Origin of the sequence: Maribacter arenosus (assembly GCF_014610845.1) — a bacterium.
GTDB lineage: Bacteria > Bacteroidota > Bacteroidia > Flavobacteriales > Flavobacteriaceae > Maribacter_A > Maribacter_A arenosus.
Genome location: NZ_JABTCG010000001.1, coordinates 552,971 through 577,436 on the forward strand (window position 1 = coordinate 552,971; position 24,466 = coordinate 577,436).

The following is a 24,466-nucleotide window of genomic DNA, read 5'->3' on the forward strand; positions in this document are numbered from 1 at the left end:
CTCTTAGTTGCTCAATTCGGTGATTGGGGATAATTCAATTTTTCGGAACTCCACTTCGGCACCTTCCGCCTGTAAGGCAATTTGTCCGTAATCTACTGTAGCATTATATCCATAGTTGACCATATCCCCGTTTACCCAAACTTTGATTTTATTTTTAAGGCATTCTATGGTCATGTGATTCCACTCCCCAAGCGGATTCTCGGAATCATCGGTCAAATTCTTGATCCTACGTGCCTTACCTTCGGTTATGCCCCAGTCTTCTTTTGGCCCCCGTCGTTCTTCCATGTTTTCGACTTCTATATCCTCTACAATACACCAAAAGTCCCCTGCATTGTCATGCATCATTTGCACTTCAATCGATTTTGGGAACATTTTATACAAAGACCTTGGTGTTGAGGCAAATACCAAAACCCCACAATTACCGGGTTCCCCAGCAAATCGATATTCAACATCCAACCGAAAATCCATGTATTCCTTATCGGTGATAAGATGCCCTTGTGGGGTGCCTAGACTTACTAAGAGGCCATCCCGTATTATAAAAGGACTGGTGGCTTCTTGAATACTATCCAGAGCCGGGACATCGACATACCAACCTTCTAGGTCTTTACCATTGAATAGACTTACCGTTGTTTGTGAAGTACATGAGAAGATAATCGATGGGAGAAGGAAGGTCAAAAAGAATTTTTTCATGGCATGCATAATTCATTAACAGTATTTTCGGGTACTTTTTGCATTTCCCAAATGATAATCGATAAACAATTACATAAGCAATCGCCATACCTGTGCTACGAGGAACGTTACCACAAACCCTAAAATTACGGGTAATATAGAAGCAACCACCGTCCATTTGGCGCTTTTGGTTTCTTTATATATCGTATAAATCGTTGTACTACATGGGTTATGGAGCAAGCTGAACAACATAAGGTTTACCGCGGTCAATAAAGTCCATCCCCCTGCCCTAAGCAGATCACCAGTGGCATTTACGGAATCTAACTCGAACATTACTCCGGCCCCTTCACCCCCGGAAACACCGGTAACCAATACGGTTAACATCAAAATGGTGGGAATTACAATTTCATTGGCAGGGATGGCCACGATATACGCCACTAAAATGACGCCGTTCAATCCTAAAAGAAAACCAAACCCATCCAAGGATTGTATCAACCAAGCGGCCACACTTACATCCCCCACATATATATTTGAGATAAGCCATATGACTGCACCTGCTGGGGCTGCAAAGACAATGGCCCGCCATAAAACGATTAAGGTCCTATCGATAAGCGAGGTGTATAAGGTTTTCCAAAATCGTGGGGGTCTATACGGTGGTAATTCGAGGTTAAAAGTGGAAACCTCCCCTTTCAAAACGGTTTTTGACAAGGCCCAGGATACCAAGAACATAAAACAAATACCGAGTACGGCAATACCAATTACCGCCCCCAAAGATGCAATCCCAGCAAACGAAGATGGTACTACGGCTCCTATAAATATCGTGGCTATTAATATTTGAGTGGGCCAACGACCATTGCATAGCGAAAAGTTGTTGGTGATTATGGCAATCAACCGCTCCCTAGGGCTATCGATAATACGGGTGGCAACGACACCTGCCGCATTACAACCAAAACCCATACTCATGGTAAGTGCTTGTTTCCCATGGGCACCGGATAATTTGAACAAGTGGTCTAAATTAAAAGCCACCCTTGGCAAATAACCGAAGTCTTCTAAAAGGGTGAACAGCGGAAAGAAAATGGCCATAGGGGGTAACATGACCGCTATAACCCAAGCAACGGCTAAATAGACGCCATCGATTAAAAACCCATCTAGCCACCAAGGTATCCCCAAGGTGGAGGCGTATCCCTTTAAAGCAGGATGTATGGTTTCAAGAAGCAAATCGGCTAGCATGGACGATGGATAGTTCGCTCCCACAATGGTCAACCAGAGAACTACCGCCAAAATCAGGAACATTAGAGGAAATCCCCAAGTCTTGCTGGTAATGATCTTATCTATTTTGGCATCTAATCGCAGCCTATTATTCTCATTAGGTTTATGAACGCTTGCCTTTACGATTTCTGCAGCATCTGCATAGATGCCTTCGGCCAGGTTGTCGTGGAATTCATCCCCAATTTGCCAGCGAAGGTCATTGGATTGTGCAATGATATTATCTATATTCTTTTGCATCATAATGCGTATTCTTCAAATTCACCCGATTTGAGCAATTCTATAATGTGTTGATCCCCTTCCAATAAGCGAAAAGCGATCCATCTACTATTAGGCATGTTCGGATACTCCTTTTTTATTTCCGTACTTAAATGTTCTACGGCTTTTTCAATGTTCTTGGGAATGTTCTTTATCCGATGGGGTTTGCATACGATGGTACCTTTGGCGACCTCGCTTATGGTCTGTATCAATTCCGGTATACCCTCATTGTATCTGGCACTGGTAGGAACCACGGGAATACCCAAATCCCTCGCTAAGGTTCGTGTGTTTATCTCGATATGGTTACGTTTGGCCTCATCCATCAAATTCAAACAAAGGACTGCCCTATCGGTTATCTCCAAAATCTGTAACACCAAGTTCAAATTTCTTTCCAATCTGCTCGCATCTACAACGATGACCGTTACGGTGGGTCTTCCAAAAAGAATGAAGTTCCGTGCCACCTCTTCATCTTCGGATGTTGATAATAAGGAATATGTACCCGGTAAATCGACCAACTTATATTTTTCAGAATTGTACTCAAAGGCACCTTCTGCCCTTGTGACGGTTTTGCCTGGCCAATTTCCCGTATGTTGGCGTAAACCGGTAAGGGCATTAAATACCGTGCTTTTACCCGTATTCGGATTTCCGGCCAGGGCAATGACATGGTCAAATGCCTTGGTGTTAACGCCTAACTTCTTCAAACCTGCCGCATTAAAATGGGCGCAGGAATCACATGCACTTTTAGGTTTCACTTCCATGGCCTATTTTTTTATTAAAATTTTAGATGCCTGATTGTTCCGTAAGGCGATACTTGTGCCTTTTATCAAGTAGGCCTTGGGCTCGCCCAAAGGATTCAACAAGTCAATGCTGACCTCGGCACCTTTAACAAATCCTAAATCCAATAACCGCCTTCTGCTTTCTCCCCTAATCTCCTTAGAAATACCGATTATTTTGGCTGTTTCATTTTTCTTTAGGATGTTCAGTCTAGAAACATCCTCCTCATACGAGAGATCTTTCTCAAGTATGGAAACCGTTATATTGCCCGCCAATATAGGGGCCAATTTGAATGCCTCCCCTTCGGAATGGAATACGATACGGGTGGCCGATTTTTCAACGACTCGTATAATGGAACCTATATGGATATTTTCAGCTAATATTTGTTTGTAAATAATATCGGGTTTATCCTTGATGTTTATTATTCGCCCGATTGTATTCACCTGCAATTCGGATACTGGCACGCCTTTAAGCTTTGCCATTTTGCCCGTATTGGTAGGTATTGGGTCCCCATGGGGATCATATTGGGGGTTTCCTAATTTGTAGGCCAACCTATTGGTTTCATCCATCGATAGTTCATGTTCTTTCCGTTCGGCCAGTTCATGCCATTCAGACTTGCTAAAGCCTGTTTTTTCGGCAAGATATCGTTCCCATAATCTATGGGCCCGTATAATTCGCAAGGCATATTCACTTCCCAATTTGGTCAACTTCACAACATCACCCTCCATTCGGATAAGGCCTTGATTCACCATAACATCTATACTCTCAATAACCATTTTATCATTTTGCCTCATTGTTCTGACAATGTCATTGACATTTAGATGTTTGCCTGCATTCTCATTGTGGTACAATCTTTTTAAGATATCCTCTACTATGATCTTATCGTTCGAGTGTGAGCCCTTCTTGATCAACCAGATCCAACCCTTATGAGGTCTTAAAAGCAGATAGGCCAAGAGACTTAGACCAAAAAATATTACGAGTGCGACTAGTGGATTGTAGGTGTTCATAGGCGCTTTATATACAGGTTCTTGGCTACATTCCCAGATATCGAAAGCCGTGTGGTATTATTTTCAATGGTTACCGAATTGTCGAAGGCTTCAATATCGAGCACTTTGATATGATCTCCTATGGTCATATTGATCTTACTTAGGTATTTTAGGAAACCATCCGAGGAATCCTTGACTGCCACCAATATACCTTCTTCATCCACATTTAATTCACTAAGCAGAATACTATCGGAGGCAACGATTTTACCATTAACATTTGGTATAGGATGCCCATGGGGATCAAAAGAAGGATACTCCAGAAAAGCATCAAGTTTATCGGTCAAGGATTGCGATTGAATATGTTCCAATTGTTCTGCTATATCATGTACTTCATCCCAATTGAAACCGAGTTTTTCAACCAAAAAAGTCTCCCATAACCTATGTTTTCTAACGATGGTGATTGCCTTTGATTTTCCTTTGGAGGAAAGCCTGGCACCTCTATATTTTGTATAGTCTACCAAAGCCTTCTGGGCAAGTTTTTGAAGCATATCGGTAGCGGAGGAAGCTTTGGTCCTCATTTTTTCGGCAAGGGCATTTGTGCTTACCAACTGCATCGTTTCTTCTTCGAGAGCATAGATTTCCTTTAAATAATTTTCTTCTGCTTGGGATAACATCTCATTAATTTTTCACAAATTTACAAAATATATTTAGTCTTATCTAAATTTGCTGGTTTTACCTTTTCTTTCCTGGCCAGGGAAATCTTTGAGTGTCCTATATAAAAGGATAAACTTGGTATCTGCCTACTCTTGGTAGTGGCGCTTTTTCATATAAATCATGGCGTATCGGGCAGTATACAGCGTGAATCCAAATTGTTGAGTACCTTCTGGAAATCGATCAAACTTCGTTGCATTATTCCAGAAGTTTCCGAATGACATTGTAGACAGGCCCCTACCAAAAGCATGCGTTTTTGTTCATCGATGGTAAAAGGTCTAAAATCGGTTCGGGTCGAATTTACCTTATTTTGATTTTGTTCGTTCATAAAACCAACCCATGCATCTTCTGGTAAATTGTCGTTGGCATTGAGTTCGTATTCCGGTGTAAATATCCATTCTCCGGAATCCAATGTTATTTTATAGGTCAATTCCCCTGAACCAAAACCTAGGGCTGCAGGGTCGGCATGACATGATATGCAATTCCTCACGGCCTTGATAGTCGTATGTGGTGAATTAGGCGCGTACAATCGATGAAAGGAAATATCCTCCCCTGCTCGACCATTTTCAAAACTACCCTTGTCCAAGGTCATGATCATTCCAGGAATAGCAGGTTCAAATTGTTTGCCTTCTCGTGACTCGCGCACACCGAGCGCTGGATAGGAGGTTAAAAATTCTGCGACATGCTCTACCCATTGTCCGGTTACGTCTTTCTTATCCAATAGGTCAAATCCTTTAGGATCATCTTGGTCAAATACGTTATGGCAGCCGATACACTTATTCGTCCAGGCCGAATGGCATGCGGCACAGCTCACATTCTTATGGGCATTGTCCCTTGAGCAGATTTCGGATTGTGGTTTTATTTCATGGATCTCACCGTCTTTCTTTCCGATTAAAAAAGCCTTATCTCCCTCCATATAGGTATTTACCAATGGATGTCCGTCTTTTTGGACGACCAGGATTGGTTTATCGGAATGGGAATATTGTCTATGAAGGAATACCAATAGAGATTCATTGTCCAAGGAATCATAGGGAATTGTTCGTGGCTTTCCCTTATAATGACAATCGGAACACTGCAATTTTACCGCTTCTTCCTCATGGGCATATAACTTGCCATCGCCCATAACTTCATGGCTCGAATGACAATCTATACACAACATATTGTTTGTGTGGTGTACATCGGCCTCCATTTTGGCATACACCCTTAAATCTTCCAATACTCGATAATCGGGTTTGTCTTTTACTTCTTCCTTATCCAATAGTGTTTCCCGCCAACCTTCATAGTTAGTCGATATTCGACTGGACCGACTATGGCAACCAAAACAATGCTGGTCATTCACGAAGATATCCGTTGCTGGGTGTATCTTAGGCAAGGATTTTTTGCCTGATTTAAGATATTCGGCCAAATCGGTCTTTGCATCATTAGAGTAATTTAAATGACAAGCGATGCAACCCCCGCCACGGCTCAAACTGTTTATAGCCCCAAATTCGGTTTTTTCGGCACCCAAGTGACAATTGGCGCAGAGATCCCTCAAATGTTTTTCAGAAGCCGTATATTTTATGTTTTCGATATGAAAATGATCATTAGGGGTTTCAGCTTCCCCAAAAATAAATTTATCAACTGCGACAATACCGCTATTCGTGGTCATGAGTGACATTTCTATTTTTGACAATTCACTGGGGTGGCATTTACCACAGGTTTCCCCAGCGTTACTAAGGTTGCCTGGAATTAGGACCATACCCCGGTGTGATTTATCCTTGTCAAATTCCTTACCATCTCCCAAATGACAACTCACACAACCTATAAATTGTGGATTGTGGTACTCCGAAAATCCTTTGGTGTTTAGATGACATTGTAAACAGCTTTCTTCGGTTGCTGTAATGTCTATATAATCGGAAGTGCGCTGTATTCCTTTAAAAGGATAATCGAAAAACTTAATCGCTACTACAAAAAGTAATAACGCGAGTACTACCAATGCAATGCCAATTTTTTTTATATCCCCTATCGATTTTCTCTTCATAGACCCGTGGTTCCACTCACAAAATTACAACTTAAATCAGTGGTAATAAACTCTTCTTATGTAACAATTGTTACACTTAAGATGCTGAAAACATGACATTTATCATTAATCGGGTTCTACGATACCTATAAATTTGCCAACTAGTATGAAGATTATATCGACTACTATTGAAATTTGATCATATGGGTACATCAAGAAGAAAATTCATCAAAATTTCTGCTTTAGGTTTTGGTGGTGCGGCTGTCGCAGCCACCTCATTGGAAACTATTGGCCTAAATTCTTATTTAGAGGGATTGGCGTTGGAAAATTCCCTTGAAAAATTAAAACAAACCGCTACTTATTGCGAGGTCTGCTTTTGGAAATGTGCCGGATGGGTGCATTCTGATCGCGAGGGTAATATTCACAAGATCATAGGTAATAATATCGACCCCCATTGCAATGGCAGGTTATGTCCTCGTGGAACCGGCGGTGTAGGTATGTATTCTGATAATGACCGATTAAAGAAACCCTTGGTGCGAAAACTTATCGATGGGGAGGAGACTTTCGTCGAAACGAGCTGGGAAGAGGCATTGACCTTAATTGCATCAAAAATGAAAGCTATTAAGGAGGAATATGGTGCTGAAAGCATGGGATTATTAAAACATGGGGCTCCAGGATCACATTTTGAACATTTATTCAAGGCCTTTGGTTCTGACAGTATAGCCGAACCGGCATATGCACAATGTCGAGGCCCTAGGGAAACCGGATTTGCGCTGACATTCGGTTCTTGGGTAGGCTCTCCAGAGCCAACGGATATCAGGGATACGAAATGTTTGGTTTTGATCGGTTCCCACATTGGTGAGAATATGCACAATACCCAAGTGCAGGAAATGTCAGATGCCATTGATCAAGGAGCAACAATAATTACGGTCGACCCCCGACTTTCCACTGCAGCCAGTAAATCACAGCATTGGTTGGCAATTAAACCTTCAACAGATATAGCCCTACTGCTTGCTTGGATGAATGTACTCATCAATGAAAACCTATATGATAAGGCGTATGTGGACAAGTATGGGTTGGGATTTGAGCAGTTGAAAGCCCACGTACAAGAGTATACCCCGGAATGGGCTTATGGAATTACAACGATCAAACCTGAGGAAATCAGAAAAACTGCCCGGATTATGGCGGCAGCAGCACCTGCGACCATAATTCATCCCGGACGACATGTTACTTGGTATGGTGATGATACCCAAAGAGCCAGGGCCATGGCCATTTTAAATGGATTATTAGGGTCTTGGGGACGTAGGGGTGGATTTTATTTTAAAGAAAGTATCAGTGTTCCAAAATTCCCACATCCACCCTATCCAACTCCAAAATGGGGATGGGAAGACATTGGTGAAAAATATCCATTTGCTGAAATGGGTATTACCAATGAATTAATTAGGGCTTCCATTCCTTCAGAAGAAAATGAACATCCGATAAAAGCGTGGATGGTAGCCGGTACAAATTTGAACAATTCCATTCCCAATAAGAAATTATTGGAAGAGGCCATTGATGCCTTGGAGTTTATGGTCGTGGTAGATACCATGCCAATGGAAATAACCGGATATGCCGATGTTGTATTACCCGAATGCACCTATTTGGAACGTTACGATGGAATCAGGTCGGCGACCAATCGGGAACCATCCATTGCCCTGCGAATGCCAGCGGTTCCCCCAAGATTCGATTCTAAACCAGCTTGGTGGATCGCCAAACAATTGGGTGAAAAATTGGGGCTTCATGACTATTTCAACTACGACGATTATAAAGAAGTCATTGCATGGCAATTGAAAGAGATGGGCACTTCTTTGGAAGAGCTTGAAAAAATTGGCGTGAAAAAATTCAAAAGAAAATCGGGTCCTATGTATTTGGAAGATGGGCAGAATTATGAATTTCTTACCGATAGCGGAAAGATCGAATTTTATTCCGCAGCCTTGGAAAGAAAAGGATTTGACCCTATGCCAAAATTTACGCAACACCCTGAACCGCAGCCTGGCTATTATAGACTAAACTATGGTAGATCTCCAATGCACACATTTAGTAGAACTGTTAACAGCCCAAACCTGAACGACTTGAAGAGTGAGAATGATCTATGGGTCAATCCAAAGGTCGCCCGTATTTTGAATTTAAAAAAAGGGCAATATGTATGGTTAGAGAACCAAGATGGGGTTCAATCATCATTCCCTATTAGGGTTCGGGTAACAGAAAGAATCCGTTGGGATTCGGTTTATATGGTGCACGGTTTTGGCCATAACAATAAAAAGTTGGGCCGAGCCCATGGAAAGGGGGCCAGCGATACCCAATTGATCAGTCAAGTTGCCATAGACCCCATAATGGGCGGTACCGGAATGCGAGGAAACTTTGTAAAGATACTAACTGAAAATCCCACTAAAACGCTAGAAGTATGAGATATGCCATGGTAATCGACACCAAAAAGTGTGTAGGTTGTAGTGACTGTGTAGTAGCATGCCAAACCGAGAACAATGTTCCCATAGGATACTGCCGGGATTGGATTACGGAACGCGTCGAAGGGACATACCCAAAGGTAGAATTGGAATTAAGGTCCGAGCGATGCAATCATTGTGAAAATGCGCCTTGTGTACGTTGTTGTCCGACAGGTGCAAGCCATATTATAGATGGTGGTATCGTGCTGGTGACCCCCAATGAGTGTATAGGCTGTGGTGCCTGTATTGAATCATGTCCTTATGACGCAAGGTTCCAACATCCTGATGGTTATGTTGATAAGTGTACCTTCTGCCACCATAGATTGGAGAAAGGCCAACTCCCAGCTTGTGTTTCGGTATGCCCTACCAAATGCATGTATTTTGGCGATTTGGATAATCCCAATAGTGAGGTGTCACAATTACTCAAGGCAAGGAAACATAAAACCTTGGCGCCTGAAGCAGGTACAAAACCCCATGTTTATTATTTAATATAAGTCTTTAAAATGGAAGAAGAATTATTCACAAGTGGTAGAAACATACCGAACATCGACCCTTCATTACAAATATGGCATTGGCCTATATCGGTATATCTTTTTTTAGGAGGTCTCGCAGCCGGACTCCTTTTTTTTGCGGCCCTGTTCACCGTATTAAAAAAAGATGGGGAAGTACCAGCAACGGTAAAGTATGCAGTTATTATGGCACCCATCGCCTTGGTATTGGGGTTGATAGCCCTGTTTTATGACCTTACCCATAAATTTTATTTTTGGCAATTATACACGACTGTTAGAATAGAATCCCCCATGTCCTGGGGTGCATGGGTATTATTGCTCATTACTCCCCTATCCATGCTTTGGGTTTTCAGTTATTGGAAAGAGATTTTTCCTAAAATGGATATGAAGTTTGGTTTTTTAAGAAAATTCCAGTCTTTTTTGGTCAAGAATCGAATGAATATGGCCTATCTCCTTATTCCACTGGCAATTGTCCTGGGTATATATACAGGAATTCTACTATCGGCCTTTAATGCTAGACCATTATGGAACAATGCCATATTAGGGCCTTTGTTTTTGGTTTCCGGACTTTCTACGGCCGCTGCCACCATAATATTATTCTCCAAATCACATAGCGAAAGAAGTCTATTTAGCAAGATCGATATTATCCTGATTGTTATTGAATTGGCCCTTATAGTTCATATGATCATGGGATATTGGGCAGGTTCGGAGGTTCAATTGGAAGCCATGGAACTCTTGATCAATGGTGAGTTTACGGTCATGTTCTTTGTTTTTGTGGTCATTCTGGGCTTGTTGGTCCCAGGATTCTTGGAAATATTAGAGTTGCGAGGTTATAAAGTTCCAGTTGTGGTTCCTGCCATTCTAATTCTTATTGGTGGTTTGGTGTTCCGATTTGTCATGGTTGAGGCAGGTCAATTAACAAGATATCTATATTAATATAAAGAGCATTCAATGGATAAATCAAATTTTAACAAGCTACATGTATATTGGAACCCTTATTTCGGAGGATTCCTTTTAGGTCTTTTGATCATTTTCACCTTTTACATGACCGGGAGGGGCTTAGGGGCCAGTGGAGTAATGAAAAGTGGTGTTGTTACCATGGTCGATCAAGTCTCGCATGAACATACAATAAAGAATGCCTATTACAGCAAATTTGTAAGTGGGGACAAGTCCCCTATGAACAATTGGTTGGTTTTCGAAACTTTAGGGGTATTGGTAGGTGCTTTTATATCTGGCTCATTAGCAGGAAGAATAGGATTCAGGGTGCAACATTCCCCAAAGATTACCGTAAAAAGAAGATTGGTATTTGCTTTACTAGGAGGTGTCTTGTTTGGTCTGGGAGCACAAATAGCAAGAGGTTGTACCAGTGGGGCTGCCCTTAGCGGTATGGCGGTATTATCGACCGGTGGCTTTATTACCATGCTCTCTATTTTTGGGACTGCGTTCTTGTTCGCCTACCTATTTAGAAAAAATTGGATTTAACTATTAAAAAATTATAATTATGGGACCATTGATTCCTAACGGCTTTTTATCTTATGAATGGAATATCATCATTGCCGTCCTTATTGGTTTGGCTTTTGGTTTTATCCTTGAAGCTTCTGGTTTTTCCTCTTCTAGAAAATTGGCCGGTGTTTTTTATGGATATGATTTTGCCGTATTGAAAGTATTTTTTACCGCCGCATTGGTATCGGTAATTGGATTATATTATATGGACTATCTAGGTTGGATAAACATGTCTATGCTCTATGTACATCCCACGTATTTATGGGGCGCGATTATTGGAGGCGCTATTATGGGGATAGGTTTCGTTGCAGGGGGCTTTTGTCCGGGTACAAGTATATGTGCCGTTGCCATTGGTAAATTGGATGCTTGGGTATATGTTATTGGAATTATGATCGGCATTCTGATTTTTTCCGAAGCCTTTCCCATTTTTGAAAAAATTTATAATGGTTACTATCTCGGCAATATTACACTTGTCGATAGCTTCGAGCTGCCTGCCAGCTGGATAATTTTGGCGGTAACCCTACTTGCCCTTGTGGCCTTCTTTGTTTCAGATATTGTTCGTAAACGGGTTAAAAAGGTGTTTTATTAAATAAAAACAAGAATAATCATGATCAACAGAAACTTAGCTAAAATCCTTTCCAAAAGATATATTATATTGGCCTCGCTGCTTTTTGTTGCCGCTTTGGGTCTGGTACTCTTACCGTCCTACCAAAAAAATGAAAATGTAACGGCAGAACATCTTTTGGCGAAAGTAATAAACCCCGAACGCTATATAACATCGGATGTATTGGCTGATAAGCTCATTTTAAAGGATCCGTCGATCCTTCTTATCGATGTGCGGGTAGTTTCCGAGTATGAAAAATACACCTTGCCCGGAGCCATCAATATACCTTTCGACTCTATTTTAAATCCAAATTATGAAGGGTATTTAAATCAGGACCAATATGACATTGTCTTATTCTCTAATGACAATTTCAAGGCCGATCAAGCTTGGTTATTGTTGAATAGAAAGGACTATAAAAACCTCCATGTCCTAAACGGTGGTATAAACGGGTGGTACCACACCATTTTGAATCCGCCCAAACCTACCGAGGATATGCCTCAAGAGGCCTTTGAACTCTATAATTTCAGACAAGCTGCCGCCTTATATTTTGGTGTTGGTATAAAAACAAAAGTAAAGAAAGAGGCTACACCAATACCGGTAAAAAAAGTAGTGCCAAAAAAAGCTGTTGTCCCCGTAGTCAAAAAGAAAAAAAGAAAACCAGAAGGTGGTTGCTAAAAATATATCGACATGAAGGAATTGGAAAAAACTAAGCGAATCTCTATCTCTACCGTATTATTTATACTGGTGATCATTATTGGGGTCTTGACCTTTAAAATGCCGACAAATGTTTATAAGAAATCGAATGTCGAGACATTGGCCCTGCTCAAAACAGAGGATTATTTGGTGGCAAATACTGATATTGACCATTCAAATTCAGTACTGGTCGATATAAGGGACATCTTCGACTATTCGATAAACCATCTAGAAAATGCCGTAAATATTCCAACATCTGATATTTTAAATGAATCGAGCATTTCATTGTTCGATGAATTAAGGGATGCGGGTAAAACTGTCGTTCTCTATGGAAAAAATCCGAACGAGGCCAATAGTGCCTTTATAATATTGTATCAACTGGGATACGAAAATATTAAAATATTGAATAGCACCACCCAATTGGTCGATAACGAGTTCCAGGTAAAAGATTATGATCTTGAGAAGCCCATTGCGAACTATTTGGATATTTTCAAAAAAGTGGAACCAGAAGAACCTACCGTTGTAAAAAAAGCAGCTCCTAAACCACCTAAAAAAATCATTACAGTACAGAAAAAGAAAAAACGCAAACCTGAGGGCGGATGCTAAAATGTAAGTTCCCAGCTAGTGCTTTCGAATAAAAATATTCCTTTTCAGAAAGGAATGACTACCTAAGCTAACTCATTATTTACAAGGTGGGAATCGATGAGATTCCCACCTTTTTTGTATTCCGAACCTTTGGTTTTTTACCTTTCGTTTATGTCATAAAGTAACATGATGTAAATATCTATCAATCAAGCTATTAATCAAAATATTTTTTCTGTAACAATTGTTACAGAATGTACTGATTATGTATTACTAAAATGTGATAAATGTCATAAAGCTAGCTAGTTATCAGGCATAATTTTGTAGGCAAATTAACTTAATATTTTAAACCATAATCATATGAAAAGGCTATCTATTTTTCTAGTTGCTATTCTTATTTCGTCAGTTGCATTGCTGAGCAGTTTTACAAATAATGACCTCAATCGTTCTTCAATTGATCCACCTAATGAATTTGAGACCTTATTGAATTATTTCGAAACCAATAATAATTTCATCAATAGTCCGTCCTCCCCTGCTTTGGTCATGGCAGATGAAGTTAAAAAGAACATGAAGGATCCGAAATATCATATTATCGATATTCGAACCGATAGTTGGTTTGAATATTCGCATATAAAAGATGCCAACAATGTTCAGCCAGAAGATCTGCTCACTTATTTTGAAACCAAAATCAGTCCTGCCGACTTTGACAAGATCGTATTGATATGTTATTCAGGCCAAAGCGCTGCCTATTTTACCAGTCTATTGCGTTTGGCCGGATATGATAATGTGTATAGCATGAAATGGGGAATGGGTTGTTGGCGATTGGATTTTGCAGAGGATACCTGGTTAAAAAACACTTCAGATGCTTTTGCCGACAAATTGGAAACCAATGAAAACGCAAAACCCGATAAAGGTTCATACCCTTCCTTAAATACTGGTAAAACAGAGGCACAGGAAATTTTAAGGGCACGATTGGAAAAAGCATTCGCAACTCCTTATAATGAGTATATCATAAAGTCAGAAGATATTTTTGCAAACCCCTCCGACTATTTTGTTTTGGATTACTGGGGTCAGGAAAAATACCAAAACGGACATATTCCAGGTGCGGTATTTTATGAGCCCAATGGGTCGTTGGCATCCACCACTGACCTCTCTACCCTACCTATTGACAAAAAAGTGGCTGTTTTTAGTGCTACTGGCCAAGAAGCAGCCTATGTGGTTGCCTACCTTAACCTTTTAGGATATGATGTAGGTAATGTCGCCTATGGGGCTAATGCCTTTATGAATAAGATCTTAAAAGAAAAAAACTGGGATGCTTTTACCAAAAAAGAAATCAACATGTTCCCAGTAATTGAATAATAAAATCAAACCACTTTAAATTTTACATTATGAAAAGAATATCATTGTATTTAATCGGACTTTTATTGTTGCCCTCATTATTGTTTACCTCTTGTGATCGAGGGGATGATATTGTAGATAGTGAATCGACTCCCGCATTTACTTTACTTAAAAACCACATGACAGCAAATGGGTTGGATATCGACAACATAGATACCAATGCAGATGGTGAAAAGTTTGTAGTTGGAGCCCCCGCTGCGGCCGATTTAGATGCGTTCCTTGCAAAATATACCATTATCGACATCAGAAGTAATACAGATTTTATGGCCAATCATATTCAAGGTGCGAAAAATGTAGCATTTGCTGATATCTTAACAGAAGCGGCGGCCTCAACAAAACCAGTTTTGGTAGTATGTTATACCGGCCAAACAGCTTGTTATGCGACTGCCTTAATGCGTTTGTATGGTTATTCACACACCAGGGCTTTAAAATGGGGAATGAGCGGTTGGAACCCGGCTACCGCAGGTCCTTGGAACAATAATATAGGCAATGCTGCCGATGGTCATTCCAATTGGTCATTTTCAAATGCCCCCACTACAGAAGTATTCTCTGATCCCGTAATTTCCAGCTTTTCAACGGATGGTGCCCAGATTCTTAAAGACAGGGTTGAACAAGTCGTAGCCGATGGATTCAAAACAGTTTCTGGGGCAGATGTTTTGGCCACGCCAAGCAATTATTTTATCAATAATTATTTCAGCGAAGCTGACTACTTAGGATTTGGTCATATCGATGGTGCTTACCGTATTTTACCGTTAACCCTCGCAGATAATACCTATTTGGGTCTTGATCCCAGTTCTAACGCAAAAGTGGTAAGCTATTGCTATACAGGGCAAACTTCCGCAGTCTTAACGGCTTGTTTAAGAGTATTGGGATATGATGCCTATAGTTTAACATTTGGTATGAACGGCATGTTCAATTCTAACCAAGCATTCACATCTAATCAATGGGGTGGTGACAGCAATCCAAAAAATTTACCATTGGTTAATTAATTGCAAACCCTAAAAATTTAGATGTGATGATAAACAAAATATATAGTGTCTTGGTAGTAGCGTTGCTATTTCTAGGAAACAATGCCTTTTCACAAGGTTGTGAAGGTGATATGCCCGGGGCATCGAGTGATTCCCTCAATGCGAACAAACCTATCTTATTTGGGTATTTACAATCCCAATATGATTATACTTTTTCCGATCCTGGTGAAAGCACCTTTGCTTTCAAAAGAGCTAGGATAGGAGTTAGAGGCCGGGCTTATGACGATTTTTCATACTATTTCATGCTCGAAACCAGTCCTTTTATTGGCAGTTCGGGTGATGCTTATATCATGGATGCCTTTATAACCTATGATAAATACTCTTGGGCCAAAATCTCTTTGGGTTCCTATAAACAACCTTTTAGTTTAGAGGTTGCAACTCCATGTCATAGTCTAGTAACTATCGATAGATCCATCGTGGCTGATCAATTGGTGGCACCACAAAGGGATTTTGGGATCGGCTTATTCGGCGGTAACCAGTACACTAAACTTAATTATGCCCTAGCTTTAATGAATGGTAGGGGTTTAGGGGTAGTCGATAACAACACAAATAAGGATATTGTGGGTAGAGCTACCTATAAAGTCACCAATTTCTTAACCTTAGGAGGTAGTTTTAGATATGGATACCCCAATACGAACAATACCACTAGAAGCACTTTTGGCGGTGAATTCGCCGTGGTATTGAACAATCTCAAGGTTCAAGGTGAATATATTTATGATGAGGGTGATTATAACCGTGCCGCTGGTGGAGGTTGTGGTGCCACCCCCGTTGAACTGGGAGAAAAAAGGGATGGAGCCTATATCATGGCTTCCTATGATACCAAGTGGAATGTACAGCCCGTCTTTAAATATGAATACTTTGATCCAAATATAGACGTGAAAAAAATTGGATATCAAGAAATGATGACCTTGGGATTCAACTATTTTGTCAACGATAAGATCAGATTACAAGTAAACTATCAAGCGCACATCGAAACCCATATCAATGTGGATAACGATATGTTCTTGGCGCAGGTCCAGGTAAAGTTCTAAACGCTCATAATCAGTTTTATTTTTGTTCATTCGTTTTAGTTTAACTGAAGAAACCTCCTAGAGTTCCGGGAGGTTTCTTGTTTTTATTGGTTAAATTTGTATGAATCATCTAAGTATAACAAACTATGCCAAAACAAGTTTCTACTGTAAGTGACAAACTTAGAAAGGAATATTCTCATTTATTTGAAGATGAACTCTTGAATGAGATTTTCGAAGTGGGAGAATTTAATACAATCAAAAGAGGGGGTGTATTAATCGATATTGATGATGAATTGAAACATATTCCCTTGATCATAAAAGGAACCATAAAGATCAGTCGAAAAGAGAATGATAAGGAACTGGCCTTATATTTTTTAGAGCGGGGTGACACTTGTGCCATTTCCTTTGCAAATTGTCTTCACAAAAGGAAAAGTGTTTTTAAGGGCGTTGTCGAGGACGACGCTGAAATGATCCTTCTACCTATTGATAAGATTGAAAAATGGTTGGTCACCTATGAATCCTGGCGACATTATATCATAGATAGTTACCATTTTAGGTTATTGGAAATGGTCGATTCAATAGATACCCTTGCTTTTTTGAAAATGAAGGATCGCTTGCTGAAGTATTTAAAAAACAAAGCTAAAGTTTCCAAGGAATCGATTCTTGAGATAACCCATCAAGAAATTGCGAAAGACCTGAATACATCAAGAGTTGTCATTACACGGTTAATACAAGATCTTCATGATGAGGGGGTTATTTTTTCAACACGAAATAAGGTTCGTGTAATATAGCCTTAGAATCATTCAACTTTTTCTTTTTTGCCTTTTCGTTTGTATAATCATTGGCCATACTACAGGGACTCCTATATCCTATAGTAGAAACAATGATACTCTATTTAAAGATAGGCTTAAACATTTCCATGTTTAGAGGCGTTCATTAAAATCTAAAAAAACGGGGAAAAACTATGAATTTCCTTTTTGTGTTGATAAAATAAACGCCGGTTAGCAGAATTATGGCGGCAAAGATGGACTGTAGCGTTATTTCCTCATTTAAAAAATACCATCCCAAAGCTAGGGCAATAATAGGATTAACATAGGTGGAAGTAGCCACTTTCTCCGGTGAGACGACTTTCAGTAAATAATTGAACGAAGTAAAAGCCACAATACTGCCAAAAATAATAAGCAATATCATGGAATACTGTACAGGTTTTCCCCATTCAAGAGGTGAACTCCAAGTTTCACCAAAAATTAGGCTAGATAATGCCAACATTATTCCCCCTATAAACATTTGATATCCGGTATTGACAAAATAATTTTTTGGCAAATCGGCCTTACCAACAAAAAGGCTGCCATACCCCCAACTCAACATGCATGCAAAAATCATAAGCATACCCATTACGGAATTCTCCTGACTCAGGACTTGTTTTTGGCTCACCAATAAATAAATACCTATAAAACCCAAGATGACCCCAATTACCGACATCATCTGTATTTTCTTGCCTTGTAAAATGCGCATAAGTAGAAGTATAATCAATGGTTGGGCGGATATTTCCAAAGCAGCAAAACCGCTATCCACAAATTTTAGGGCCCAAACCACTACCCCATTTCCAAAGGTTAAAAATAAAAACCCTGCAATCGTAGTATTCCTTAGTTGTCTCCAACTAATGGCGATACTTTTCCCCATAATTCTGGCTATAATGAATATTAAAATGCCGGCAACAATAAAACGAATCGATGCCAGCATAAACGGAGGTAGTTCATTTACAGCAATTTTGTTCAATAGGTAGGTAGATCCCCAAATAACATATATAGAGAAAAATGCAAGGATAATCAGTAAGGGACTTTGGGATTTAGGCATGAAAATTTAGTGTGATCTTATTTTAAACAAGTAAAGATATCTTTTTTATCACGTGATTAAATGAAAGCAAAAAAAAAGAGGGTCGTACACCCTCTTTTTCAATCCTTTTGATAAATCCTCTAGTAAGCCTGTGGAATAGCTTTTATATGGGCATATATCTTTTGTCCGTTTATTTCCGTTTCAAGGTCTTCTTTGTTCAATTTGATTCCTTTAACATCGTTCAATTCACCATCTGGTGAAATAGCCTTGACACCATAGAACTTACCCTCAGCATTTATTGCCTTGACATGAACAATATTTCCTTCACGCAACACCCCTTTTACATCTAGTTTAGTACCTTCTTTGGTAATAGCCTTGATATCGAACAAAGTTCCGTTATCCGAAATTGCCTTTATAGGTTTATATTCATCCGAACTGATGATCATTTTTATGGGGAGGTATCCATTCTCACCAACAATGGTTTTAATATCCATTAAACTTCTTTGATAGGAATCCTGAATGGCCTTCACATCATAAATTGCGCCATTGGTATCGAAGGCTTTTATATCCAACACATAGCCTTCTGGATGAATGGCCTTGATATGCCACCTCCCATTGTTGCTTGCCTCACCTGCTTGGGGGAGCGCCTTAACGTGGGCATAAACAGCATGCCCATTGATCAATACCTCTGTCTGATCATCGGTCATTTTTACGCCTTTAACGTCATTTAGCCTACCTTCAGGGGAAATGGCCTTTATACCATAAAAATCCCCTGCTTTGCTTATGGCCTTGATGTGGATGATATTTTTGGTCCTACTCACACCCTTGACATCCAAGGTATCCCCTTCGGGGGGCAAAGCCTTGATATCATATACACTGCCGTCATCGGCGAGTGCCTTTACTCGAGTATACTTATCACCACTTACCAACAATTTCACAGGTAACTGTTTGTCGCCGACCAGTGCCTTTATATCCATAAAACTGGTCTGTTTGGTATGTTGAATGGCCTTGACATCAAAGATGTTGCCATCCTTGTCTATGGCTTTGACATCGATTAACCTACCATCTGGATGAATGGTCTTAATATGCCAAATAACCATTTCATCGGTTATCGCCATATCCGATTCAATGGTTTTTGAAGTTTCCTTTTCAATTTCTTTACAATTGCTTAAAACAACTAATATTGCTAGAAGAAAAATGCTCCAGAATTTATGGAGTACTGATGAAATGTGGTATGCTTTTCCCATGGTCGATTAATTTATTAGATTCTAAATGTACTATACTGTATGGCATTGATGAATGGTCTGTCAATGCAATAACTAACCAAAGTTACTATACGTATCTATCTAAGAAACTGATAATTATCATGTTGTCGGACTTGGTTCAATAAGGGAAGAAAAGAAGGATGTTGGGTAGAATCAGGAATAGATGAACACTAGTTATAGTGGTCCCACCATATTGAGTTTGTAATATCTTGTTCGGCAATGTAGATAGGTTCCCCAATCCTTGGAACCAACACAGGAATCCTTAAATCAGATGCCTTTTCTAAAACGCGTTCAACAGGGTCTGTCCATGAATGCATGGCCAACTTAAAAGCTCCCCAATGAATGGGCATGATGTATTTTGCCCTAATATCGACACCCGCTTGTGCCGTTTCTTCAGGCATCATATGGATTTCCTTCCACATTTCGTTGTACTGGCCACACTCCATCATAGCAAAATCGAAAGGGCCATATTTGTCCCCTATTTCTTTAAAATGGGGGCCATAACCACTATCCCCACTAAAAAATATATTCTCGGTAGCCGATGATATGATCCATGAGGCCCATAGGGTGTTACCACGGTCATTGAACCCCCTGCCGGAAAAATGTTGGGCCGGAGTGCATCTGAAGGTCAATTCGTCAAAATTACATTCCTGCCACCAATCCAATTCGGTTATTTCTTCCGCTTCAACGCCCCATGCCTGCAGATGGGAACCCACGCCCAATGGCGTAAAAAATTGGCCTACCTTGTCTTTTAACTTACGTATTGAACCATGATCCAAATGATCATAATGATCATGGGACAAAATGACCGCATCTATTTGAGGCAATTTTTCAATTTCAATAGGCAATTCAACACTGAACCTTTTACCACCCAACAATGGATGTGGTGCAGGAACATCGCCGAACATTGGATCTATTAGAATGTTCTTTCCGTTCATTTGAAGTAAAAAGGTAGAATGGCCGAACCATACCAATCGTGTGCTGTCCTTGTATTGCACAATATTCAAAGAATCTATCTTTTGTACCGTTATATCTGAGCCAGGTCTTGTATTTGGCGATGGCCTGAAATAGCCTATCATGCTTTTTACGAATTTCTTGAAGTCCATGCTCATCTGAATATTGTCACGGTTGATGAACTTTCCTTCTTTAAAATTAGGGGACTTGGCGAATAACTCTTTTTGCTCCTTAGTTGCCTTACCCCCAAATTCAGGGCTGATATTTATAAAGGCTGTGGTGGTTATCAACACTACACCCGATAGAATTCCAATTCCTAGCAACATTCGTTTTATTAGTATTAAAAATATTTTAAGCATTTAAAAATTTCCTGAATAAAAACGCAAATGTAGTAAAATTGAAGTATGAATAGGCAGCGTCTTTTGCCAATATTACAAAAAAAGAGGGCCATAAGCCCTCCTTTATTATCAAATCCCATAACGTTTATTTGGCATCCAAAACCTTTGTGCTTACATAGGCATTTGAGCCTACAATTTTACCATCTTCGTTGAAATTATGGGTATACATCGCTGGAACAATGAATTTTTTACCATCCGATTTTCTGGTCATTCTGAATTTCCACCAGGATTGTACCACTCTACCATCCCATAAGTCATATTCTAGATAATCTGGATACCCAACAACATCAATACTATTGAATTCATAGGCTTCCCACATTTTTTTATTGCGTTCCTTGACTTCCTCAAGGGTCATTGTTTCACCATCGGGTAATTCCAAGGTATTAAAACGGCAATCATCGTCAAAGAAGCTGTATGCCACATCAAAATCGCTATTTTCAAAAGCCCCCATCATTCTTCGAACACTATTTATATTATCATGGTGATTGTATATCGTACCATTTTCCCGATCTGAATAGCTTCTCCCTATTTCCCAGAACATCCTATTTTCATAATAGTTGATTAGTACACTGATCTTCCCCTTATCGTCTAACTTATATAATCTATGGAAGGGCATGTCTAATTTTACACCGGTCTTATTATGAATGGCCTTCATGTGGTCCCATGTTTGAACCCATGTATCACCATCCTTATATTCAATAGCATCGGGAAAAGCCCCTTGCGATGGTTTTAATGATACATAGGATAAGTCTTCTGGAAGGGATTTTACCTGCTTTAAAAAGTCTTCCTTATCCTGCCCCTTTCTATCTTTATTGACGTTGGATCCATAATAGGATTTGAAATCATCGGACAGATACGTGGCTACTTTAGCATCATCACCAGCCATCCAGGCTTGTTGCATTTGATCAACGGCCACCAATGCAGGGTGTTCTAAATAAACGGTGCCGTTTTTTTTCTTTTGTGAATAGCCCATAGCCACAAAAAGCGTAAGGGTCAAGAATGTTACTTTTTTCATTTTAATAGAATGTTAGATTATACATTGTGAATACAACTTTTGCATCACTATTTCTATCGTAATGAAATAACTTTAAGGATATTTTTAAAATCAAAAAGGACGAATACACCTTATTCCTGTCCCAAACCATGTGTTTATTTATCAGTTTGTGACCCTAACCCTCTTCAAATTATCAGAAATTAAAAGACCGCAAGGAATTTGCGGTCTTTAATACTAATTTCTTTTTGGGAACGGTTATGGCGCTAAATCTTTTTTACCCTAACGGCATTCATACCGCGCTGCCCTTTTTCCAATTCAAACGATACCATGTCGTTTTCGACAATTTCATCGATCAACCCACTGACATGGGTGAAGTGTTTTTCTTGGGTAACGCTGTCGATAATAAATCCGAATCCTTTTGATGAATCATAAAATGAAACCTTTCCGTTTCTTACAGGGTCGAATTTTTCCTCATCACCTTCTTCTTTTTTCGGAATACCAAGAATAATATCTTCCGCCTCTATTTCGATCTTTTGGGAAGGATCGGGTGGTGTATCGGTTAGATTGCCATTATAATCCACATAAGCGAATTTAATACCCCCACCGCGCTCTTTGGATGCTGCTTTTCGGGCCAATTTTTTCTTATGTTTCTCTTCCCGCTTTTTTAAACGTTTTTTTTCCTTTTCACTTTTATTAAATGTCTGCTGCGACTTCGCCATATTTTACTTCGATATTTTAGTTAATAATCTAAGAAAGGAAGGTCGCACAAATCATTCAATGATTTTAAAACAATCCGTAGTAAAACCCAAGACCCAATTTTGAAACGAGGAATTTAACTTCTTAAATCACTGCAAATATAAGGTATTGCTTTTAATTGTGATAAAGCGTGCTTAATGTTGTCATTCTGAGCTTTCATTTTTACTTCATATTTTTCTTTTCAATAGAACTACGGCTATCGTTTTATAATAAAAAAGGTTGGGACGCGATTAAGCATACCAACCTCTAGTCAATCCAATACTTGTTAGAACAGGCGGCCTTATACCGCTGCCTCTTCTTTTGCCCTATTTTTAACGATCTTTTCAATTAGATCAGGGACTTTTTCAAAGGCAGCTGCCAATCCATGTTTCTTTCCGGCTTCCAAGAAGGAGATTTCCCCACCTTTGGTTACCAAAAAGCCAATGGGTTCAATGCCCACGCCGGCGCCGGCACCCATTCCTTGACCTTTTTTTGTTTTGGCTTCGGTACCTTCACCTCCACCAGAACCAAATCCCATACCTACTTTGATCACAGGTACACATTTAAATTCCCCGAGATCGAACTGTTTACCAACAACAGTATCTGTATTGGCCTCAGACTTCATAAAGTCGGTAATCTTTCCTAATAATTCCTCAAAATGTAATTCCATGACATACTATTTTAGAAGTTAATAAATGATTTTAAGATGTGTATTGGTCTATTCTGCAAATGAAGTATCAGTTGGTTTTTACCTTCAAAATTTATTCTGAAATTTCCGGATTTCTGGTTTAGTAAAGCGAATAATGGATACAGTTTTGCATTTGTAATACAATTTCCCGTATCTAGTTCAACGTAAAATCGTTTGACCTCAAAAGACCGCAATAATCGCAAACCCTTTCGAAAGCCCAATTGGCGTTTTTTTTTGATCCCAAGTTTTTTTGTAGTACTGGGCTTGATTGGAGTGCCTATTTTATTTATAGGGTAGAAATAGAAATTCATAAAAAAGGCCCGTATTCTAATCTGTATCAGTTCTTCCTTATGGGGCATTATATTCGCTTTCATAAGTCCTTTTACCCGAACGTAATATTCATTGGTGCCCGTATCTATATAAAGAACGAGTTGCACAAATAATAGATATACAATAATTGCGCTTATGACCAGGAGGATTATCGACACTAACATCAAATATTTTAGGCAAAATTATATTGAAACACTGCAGTTCTGCAATGACTTAGGTCAACCCAATTAAAATTTAACAGTTTATACCAACAATTTTAAATTAACAATAAAAACCTAATAATCAGTTTGTTAGATAAATAAATCCACTACTCTATCTATACATATTTGTTAAATATTATATAAAATGGTACCTTTTTATACATAGTACTGTAACAAAACTGCAACCTTCTCGTCTGTATAGTGTAAGTCAATCAAAAACAACAAAAATGGAAACGTTACATCCACATCAATTAAGACCTAGAATATATTTTGAAATAGGCAGCGGTTGGAATACCGATTGGTTATACGATATAAAACTTAAAAACAATACAAACAACAACTAAAAAAAGTAATCATGAGAGCATCAAGTAGAAGAACAGCAACGGAAACAAGGGTTAATTCATTCTTTTCCACTTTAAAAGACACTAAAAGGGTTCAATGGGCAGGGTATCGGAATTTTAACCGCTAGTAGAACCAACATCATCAAATCAAAAAATAATCAGACCTGAAATCATTAATTGGGTCGTAAAGAACAGAAATCATGAAAGCAACATTAAGCAAAACACCAACAGAGGCCAGAAAGTATACTTATT

The 24,466-nt window shown here is 39.4% G+C and carries 22 protein-coding genes and 1 pseudogene; 11 read left to right on the plus strand and 12 right to left on the minus strand.

Annotated elements, in window-relative coordinates:
• Positions 1–3: 3 nt before the first annotated feature.
• The 5 genes and pseudogenes from HPE63_RS02470 to HPE63_RS02490 all read right to left on the minus strand — a co-directional run bounded on the left by HPE63_RS02470 (position 4) and on the right by HPE63_RS02490 (position 6,684).
• Positions 4–690 carry a 3-keto-disaccharide hydrolase gene (locus tag HPE63_RS02470; RefSeq protein WP_188312641.1) on the minus strand — a complete coding sequence of 229 codons (687 nt, stop codon included), beginning with the start codon at positions 688–690 and terminating at the stop codon, positions 4–6.
• A gap of 69 nt (positions 691–759) precedes the next feature.
• Positions 760–2,951, minus strand: a pseudogene (gene feoB, locus HPE63_RS02475) (ferrous iron transport protein B).
• Positions 2,952–2,954: 3 nt separating this feature from the next.
• Positions 2,955–3,974, minus strand: coding sequence for a metal-dependent transcriptional regulator (locus HPE63_RS02480; protein ID WP_188312642.1), 1,020 nt, complete (start codon positions 3,972–3,974; stop codon positions 2,955–2,957).
• Complete coding sequence (locus HPE63_RS02485; protein WP_188312643.1) at positions 3,971–4,627, minus strand: metal-dependent transcriptional regulator; 657 nt, start codon at positions 4,625–4,627, stop codon at positions 3,971–3,973. The genes HPE63_RS02480 and HPE63_RS02485 overlap by 4 nt, the downstream gene beginning before the upstream one ends.
• A gap of 158 nt (positions 4,628–4,785) precedes the next feature.
• Complete coding sequence (locus tag HPE63_RS02490) at positions 4,786–6,684, minus strand: hypothetical protein (protein WP_188312644.1); 1,899 nt, start codon at positions 6,682–6,684, stop codon at positions 4,786–4,788.
• Positions 6,685–6,866: 182 nt separating this feature from the next.
• Between HPE63_RS02490 and HPE63_RS02495 the strand changes: the two genes are divergently transcribed.
• The 11 genes from HPE63_RS02495 to HPE63_RS02545 all read left to right on the plus strand — a co-directional run bounded on the left by HPE63_RS02495 (position 6,867) and on the right by HPE63_RS02545 (position 17,264).
• Positions 6,867–9,110 carry a molybdopterin-containing oxidoreductase family protein gene (locus HPE63_RS02495; protein ID WP_188312645.1) on the plus strand — a complete coding sequence of 748 codons (2,244 nt, stop codon included), beginning with the start codon at positions 6,867–6,869 and terminating at the stop codon, positions 9,108–9,110.
• Positions 9,107–9,640, plus strand: a complete 534-nt coding sequence (locus HPE63_RS02500) for a 4Fe-4S dicluster domain-containing protein (RefSeq protein WP_188312646.1) — start codon at positions 9,107–9,109, stop codon at positions 9,638–9,640. The genes HPE63_RS02495 and HPE63_RS02500 overlap by 4 nt, the downstream gene beginning before the upstream one ends.
• Positions 9,641–9,649: 9 nt before the next feature.
• Positions 9,650–10,591, plus strand: coding sequence for an NrfD/PsrC family molybdoenzyme membrane anchor subunit (gene nrfD, locus HPE63_RS02505; RefSeq protein WP_188312647.1), 942 nt, complete (start codon positions 9,650–9,652; stop codon positions 10,589–10,591).
• Positions 10,592–10,606: 15 nt separating this feature from the next.
• Positions 10,607–11,137 (plus strand): YeeE/YedE thiosulfate transporter family protein, encoded by a 531-nt coding sequence (locus HPE63_RS02510; protein WP_188312648.1) that lies wholly within the window; start codon positions 10,607–10,609, stop codon positions 11,135–11,137.
• 19 nt (positions 11,138–11,156) lie between these two features.
• The gene (locus tag HPE63_RS02515) at positions 11,157–11,747 is read left to right on the plus strand and encodes a YeeE/YedE thiosulfate transporter family protein (RefSeq protein WP_188312649.1); all 591 of its coding nucleotides are present in this window, start codon (positions 11,157–11,159) and stop codon (positions 11,745–11,747) included.
• Positions 11,748–11,765: 18 nt separating this feature from the next.
• Positions 11,766–12,437, plus strand: coding sequence for a rhodanese-like domain-containing protein (locus HPE63_RS02520; protein ID WP_188312650.1), 672 nt, complete (start codon positions 11,766–11,768; stop codon positions 12,435–12,437).
• A 12-nt stretch (positions 12,438–12,449) separates the two neighbouring features.
• Entirely contained in the window at positions 12,450–13,061 is a 612-nt protein-coding gene (locus tag HPE63_RS02525; protein WP_188312651.1) for a rhodanese-like domain-containing protein, read from the plus strand.
• A gap of 336 nt (positions 13,062–13,397) precedes the next feature.
• Positions 13,398–14,396 (plus strand): rhodanese-like domain-containing protein, encoded by a 999-nt coding sequence (locus HPE63_RS02530; protein WP_188312652.1) that lies wholly within the window; start codon positions 13,398–13,400, stop codon positions 14,394–14,396.
• A gap of 29 nt (positions 14,397–14,425) precedes the next feature.
• The gene (locus HPE63_RS02535) at positions 14,426–15,424 is read left to right on the plus strand and encodes a rhodanese-like domain-containing protein (RefSeq protein WP_188312653.1); all 999 of its coding nucleotides are present in this window, start codon (positions 14,426–14,428) and stop codon (positions 15,422–15,424) included.
• Positions 15,425–15,450: 26 nt separating this feature from the next.
• Positions 15,451–16,494 carry a porin gene (locus HPE63_RS02540; protein WP_188312654.1) on the plus strand — a complete coding sequence of 348 codons (1,044 nt, stop codon included), beginning with the start codon at positions 15,451–15,453 and terminating at the stop codon, positions 16,492–16,494.
• A gap of 125 nt (positions 16,495–16,619) precedes the next feature.
• Positions 16,620–17,264, plus strand: coding sequence for a Crp/Fnr family transcriptional regulator (locus tag HPE63_RS02545; RefSeq protein ID WP_188312655.1), 645 nt, complete (start codon positions 16,620–16,622; stop codon positions 17,262–17,264).
• A gap of 145 nt (positions 17,265–17,409) precedes the next feature.
• Here HPE63_RS02545 and HPE63_RS02550 read toward each other — a convergent pair whose 3' ends face one another.
• The 7 genes from HPE63_RS02550 to HPE63_RS02580 all read right to left on the minus strand — a co-directional run bounded on the left by HPE63_RS02550 (position 17,410) and on the right by HPE63_RS02580 (position 23,837).
• Positions 17,410–18,330: an EamA family transporter gene (locus tag HPE63_RS02550; protein ID WP_188312656.1), complete on the minus strand. Its 921-nt coding sequence runs from the start codon at positions 18,328–18,330 to the stop codon at positions 17,410–17,412.
• 119 nt (positions 18,331–18,449) lie between these two features.
• The gene (locus HPE63_RS02555; RefSeq protein ID WP_188312657.1) at positions 18,450–19,556 is read right to left on the minus strand and encodes a DUF7486 family protein; all 1,107 of its coding nucleotides are present in this window, start codon (positions 19,554–19,556) and stop codon (positions 18,450–18,452) included.
• A 188-nt stretch (positions 19,557–19,744) separates the two neighbouring features.
• Entirely contained in the window at positions 19,745–20,854 is a 1,110-nt protein-coding gene (locus HPE63_RS02560; RefSeq protein WP_188312658.1) for an MBL fold metallo-hydrolase, read from the minus strand.
• A 157-nt stretch (positions 20,855–21,011) separates the two neighbouring features.
• Positions 21,012–21,941, minus strand: coding sequence for a nuclear transport factor 2 family protein (locus tag HPE63_RS02565; protein WP_188312659.1), 930 nt, complete (start codon positions 21,939–21,941; stop codon positions 21,012–21,014).
• A 242-nt stretch (positions 21,942–22,183) separates the two neighbouring features.
• Positions 22,184–22,639 (minus strand): cold-shock protein, encoded by a 456-nt coding sequence (locus HPE63_RS02570; protein ID WP_188312660.1) that lies wholly within the window; start codon positions 22,637–22,639, stop codon positions 22,184–22,186.
• Positions 22,640–22,956: 317 nt separating this feature from the next.
• Positions 22,957–23,325, minus strand: coding sequence for a GerW family sporulation protein (locus HPE63_RS02575; protein WP_188312661.1), 369 nt, complete (start codon positions 23,323–23,325; stop codon positions 22,957–22,959).
• An 11-nt stretch (positions 23,326–23,336) separates the two neighbouring features.
• The gene (locus tag HPE63_RS02580) at positions 23,337–23,837 is read right to left on the minus strand and encodes a hypothetical protein (protein WP_188312662.1); all 501 of its coding nucleotides are present in this window, start codon (positions 23,835–23,837) and stop codon (positions 23,337–23,339) included.
• Between the last annotated feature and the right edge of the window lie 629 nt (positions 23,838–24,466).

Bases quoted from the DNA above. Each gene is read 5' to 3' on its own strand.
- HPE63_RS02560 (WP_188312658.1), bottom strand. From the start codon at position 20,854: ATGTTGCTAGGAATTGGAATTCTATCGGGTGTAGTGTTGATAACCACC.
- HPE63_RS02510 (WP_188312648.1), top strand. From the start codon at position 10,607: ATGGATAAATCAAATTTTAACAAGCTACATGTATATTGGAACCCTTAT.
- HPE63_RS02470 (WP_188312641.1), bottom strand. From the start codon at position 690: ATGAAAAAATTCTTTTTGACCTTCCTTCTCCCATCGATTATCTTCTCA.
- HPE63_RS02575 (WP_188312661.1), bottom strand. From the start codon at position 23,325: ATGGAATTACATTTTGAGGAATTATTAGGAAAGATTACCGACTTTATG.
- HPE63_RS02520 (WP_188312650.1), top strand. From the start codon at position 11,766: ATGATCAACAGAAACTTAGCTAAAATCCTTTCCAAAAGATATATTATA.
- HPE63_RS02540 (WP_188312654.1), top strand. From the start codon at position 15,451: ATGATAAACAAAATATATAGTGTCTTGGTAGTAGCGTTGCTATTTCTA.
- HPE63_RS02550 (WP_188312656.1), bottom strand. From the start codon at position 18,330: ATGCCTAAATCCCAAAGTCCCTTACTGATTATCCTTGCATTTTTCTCT.
- HPE63_RS02570 (WP_188312660.1), bottom strand. From the start codon at position 22,639: ATGGCGAAGTCGCAGCAGACATTTAATAAAAGTGAAAAGGAAAAAAAA.
- HPE63_RS02530 (WP_188312652.1), top strand. From the start codon at position 13,398: ATGAAAAGGCTATCTATTTTTCTAGTTGCTATTCTTATTTCGTCAGTT.
- HPE63_RS02525 (WP_188312651.1), top strand. From the start codon at position 12,450: ATGAAGGAATTGGAAAAAACTAAGCGAATCTCTATCTCTACCGTATTA.
- HPE63_RS02580 (WP_188312662.1), bottom strand. From the start codon at position 23,837: ATGTTAGTGTCGATAATCCTCCTGGTCATAAGCGCAATTATTGTATAT.
- HPE63_RS02485 (WP_188312643.1), bottom strand. From the start codon at position 4,627: ATGTTATCCCAAGCAGAAGAAAATTATTTAAAGGAAATCTATGCTCTC.
- HPE63_RS02480 (WP_188312642.1), bottom strand. From the start codon at position 3,974: ATGAACACCTACAATCCACTAGTCGCACTCGTAATATTTTTTGGTCTA.
- HPE63_RS02515 (WP_188312649.1), top strand. From the start codon at position 11,157: ATGGGACCATTGATTCCTAACGGCTTTTTATCTTATGAATGGAATATC.
- HPE63_RS02565 (WP_188312659.1), bottom strand. From the start codon at position 21,941: ATGAAAAAAGTAACATTCTTGACCCTTACGCTTTTTGTGGCTATGGGC.
- HPE63_RS02495 (WP_188312645.1), top strand. From the start codon at position 6,867: ATGGGTACATCAAGAAGAAAATTCATCAAAATTTCTGCTTTAGGTTTT.
- HPE63_RS02500 (WP_188312646.1), top strand. From the start codon at position 9,107: ATGAGATATGCCATGGTAATCGACACCAAAAAGTGTGTAGGTTGTAGT.
- HPE63_RS02490 (WP_188312644.1), bottom strand. From the start codon at position 6,684: ATGAAGAGAAAATCGATAGGGGATATAAAAAAAATTGGCATTGCATTG.
- nrfD (WP_188312647.1), top strand. From the start codon at position 9,650: ATGGAAGAAGAATTATTCACAAGTGGTAGAAACATACCGAACATCGAC.
- HPE63_RS02555 (WP_188312657.1), bottom strand. From the start codon at position 19,556: ATGGGAAAAGCATACCACATTTCATCAGTACTCCATAAATTCTGGAGC.
- HPE63_RS02545 (WP_188312655.1), top strand. From the start codon at position 16,620: ATGCCAAAACAAGTTTCTACTGTAAGTGACAAACTTAGAAAGGAATAT.
- HPE63_RS02535 (WP_188312653.1), top strand. From the start codon at position 14,426: ATGAAAAGAATATCATTGTATTTAATCGGACTTTTATTGTTGCCCTCA.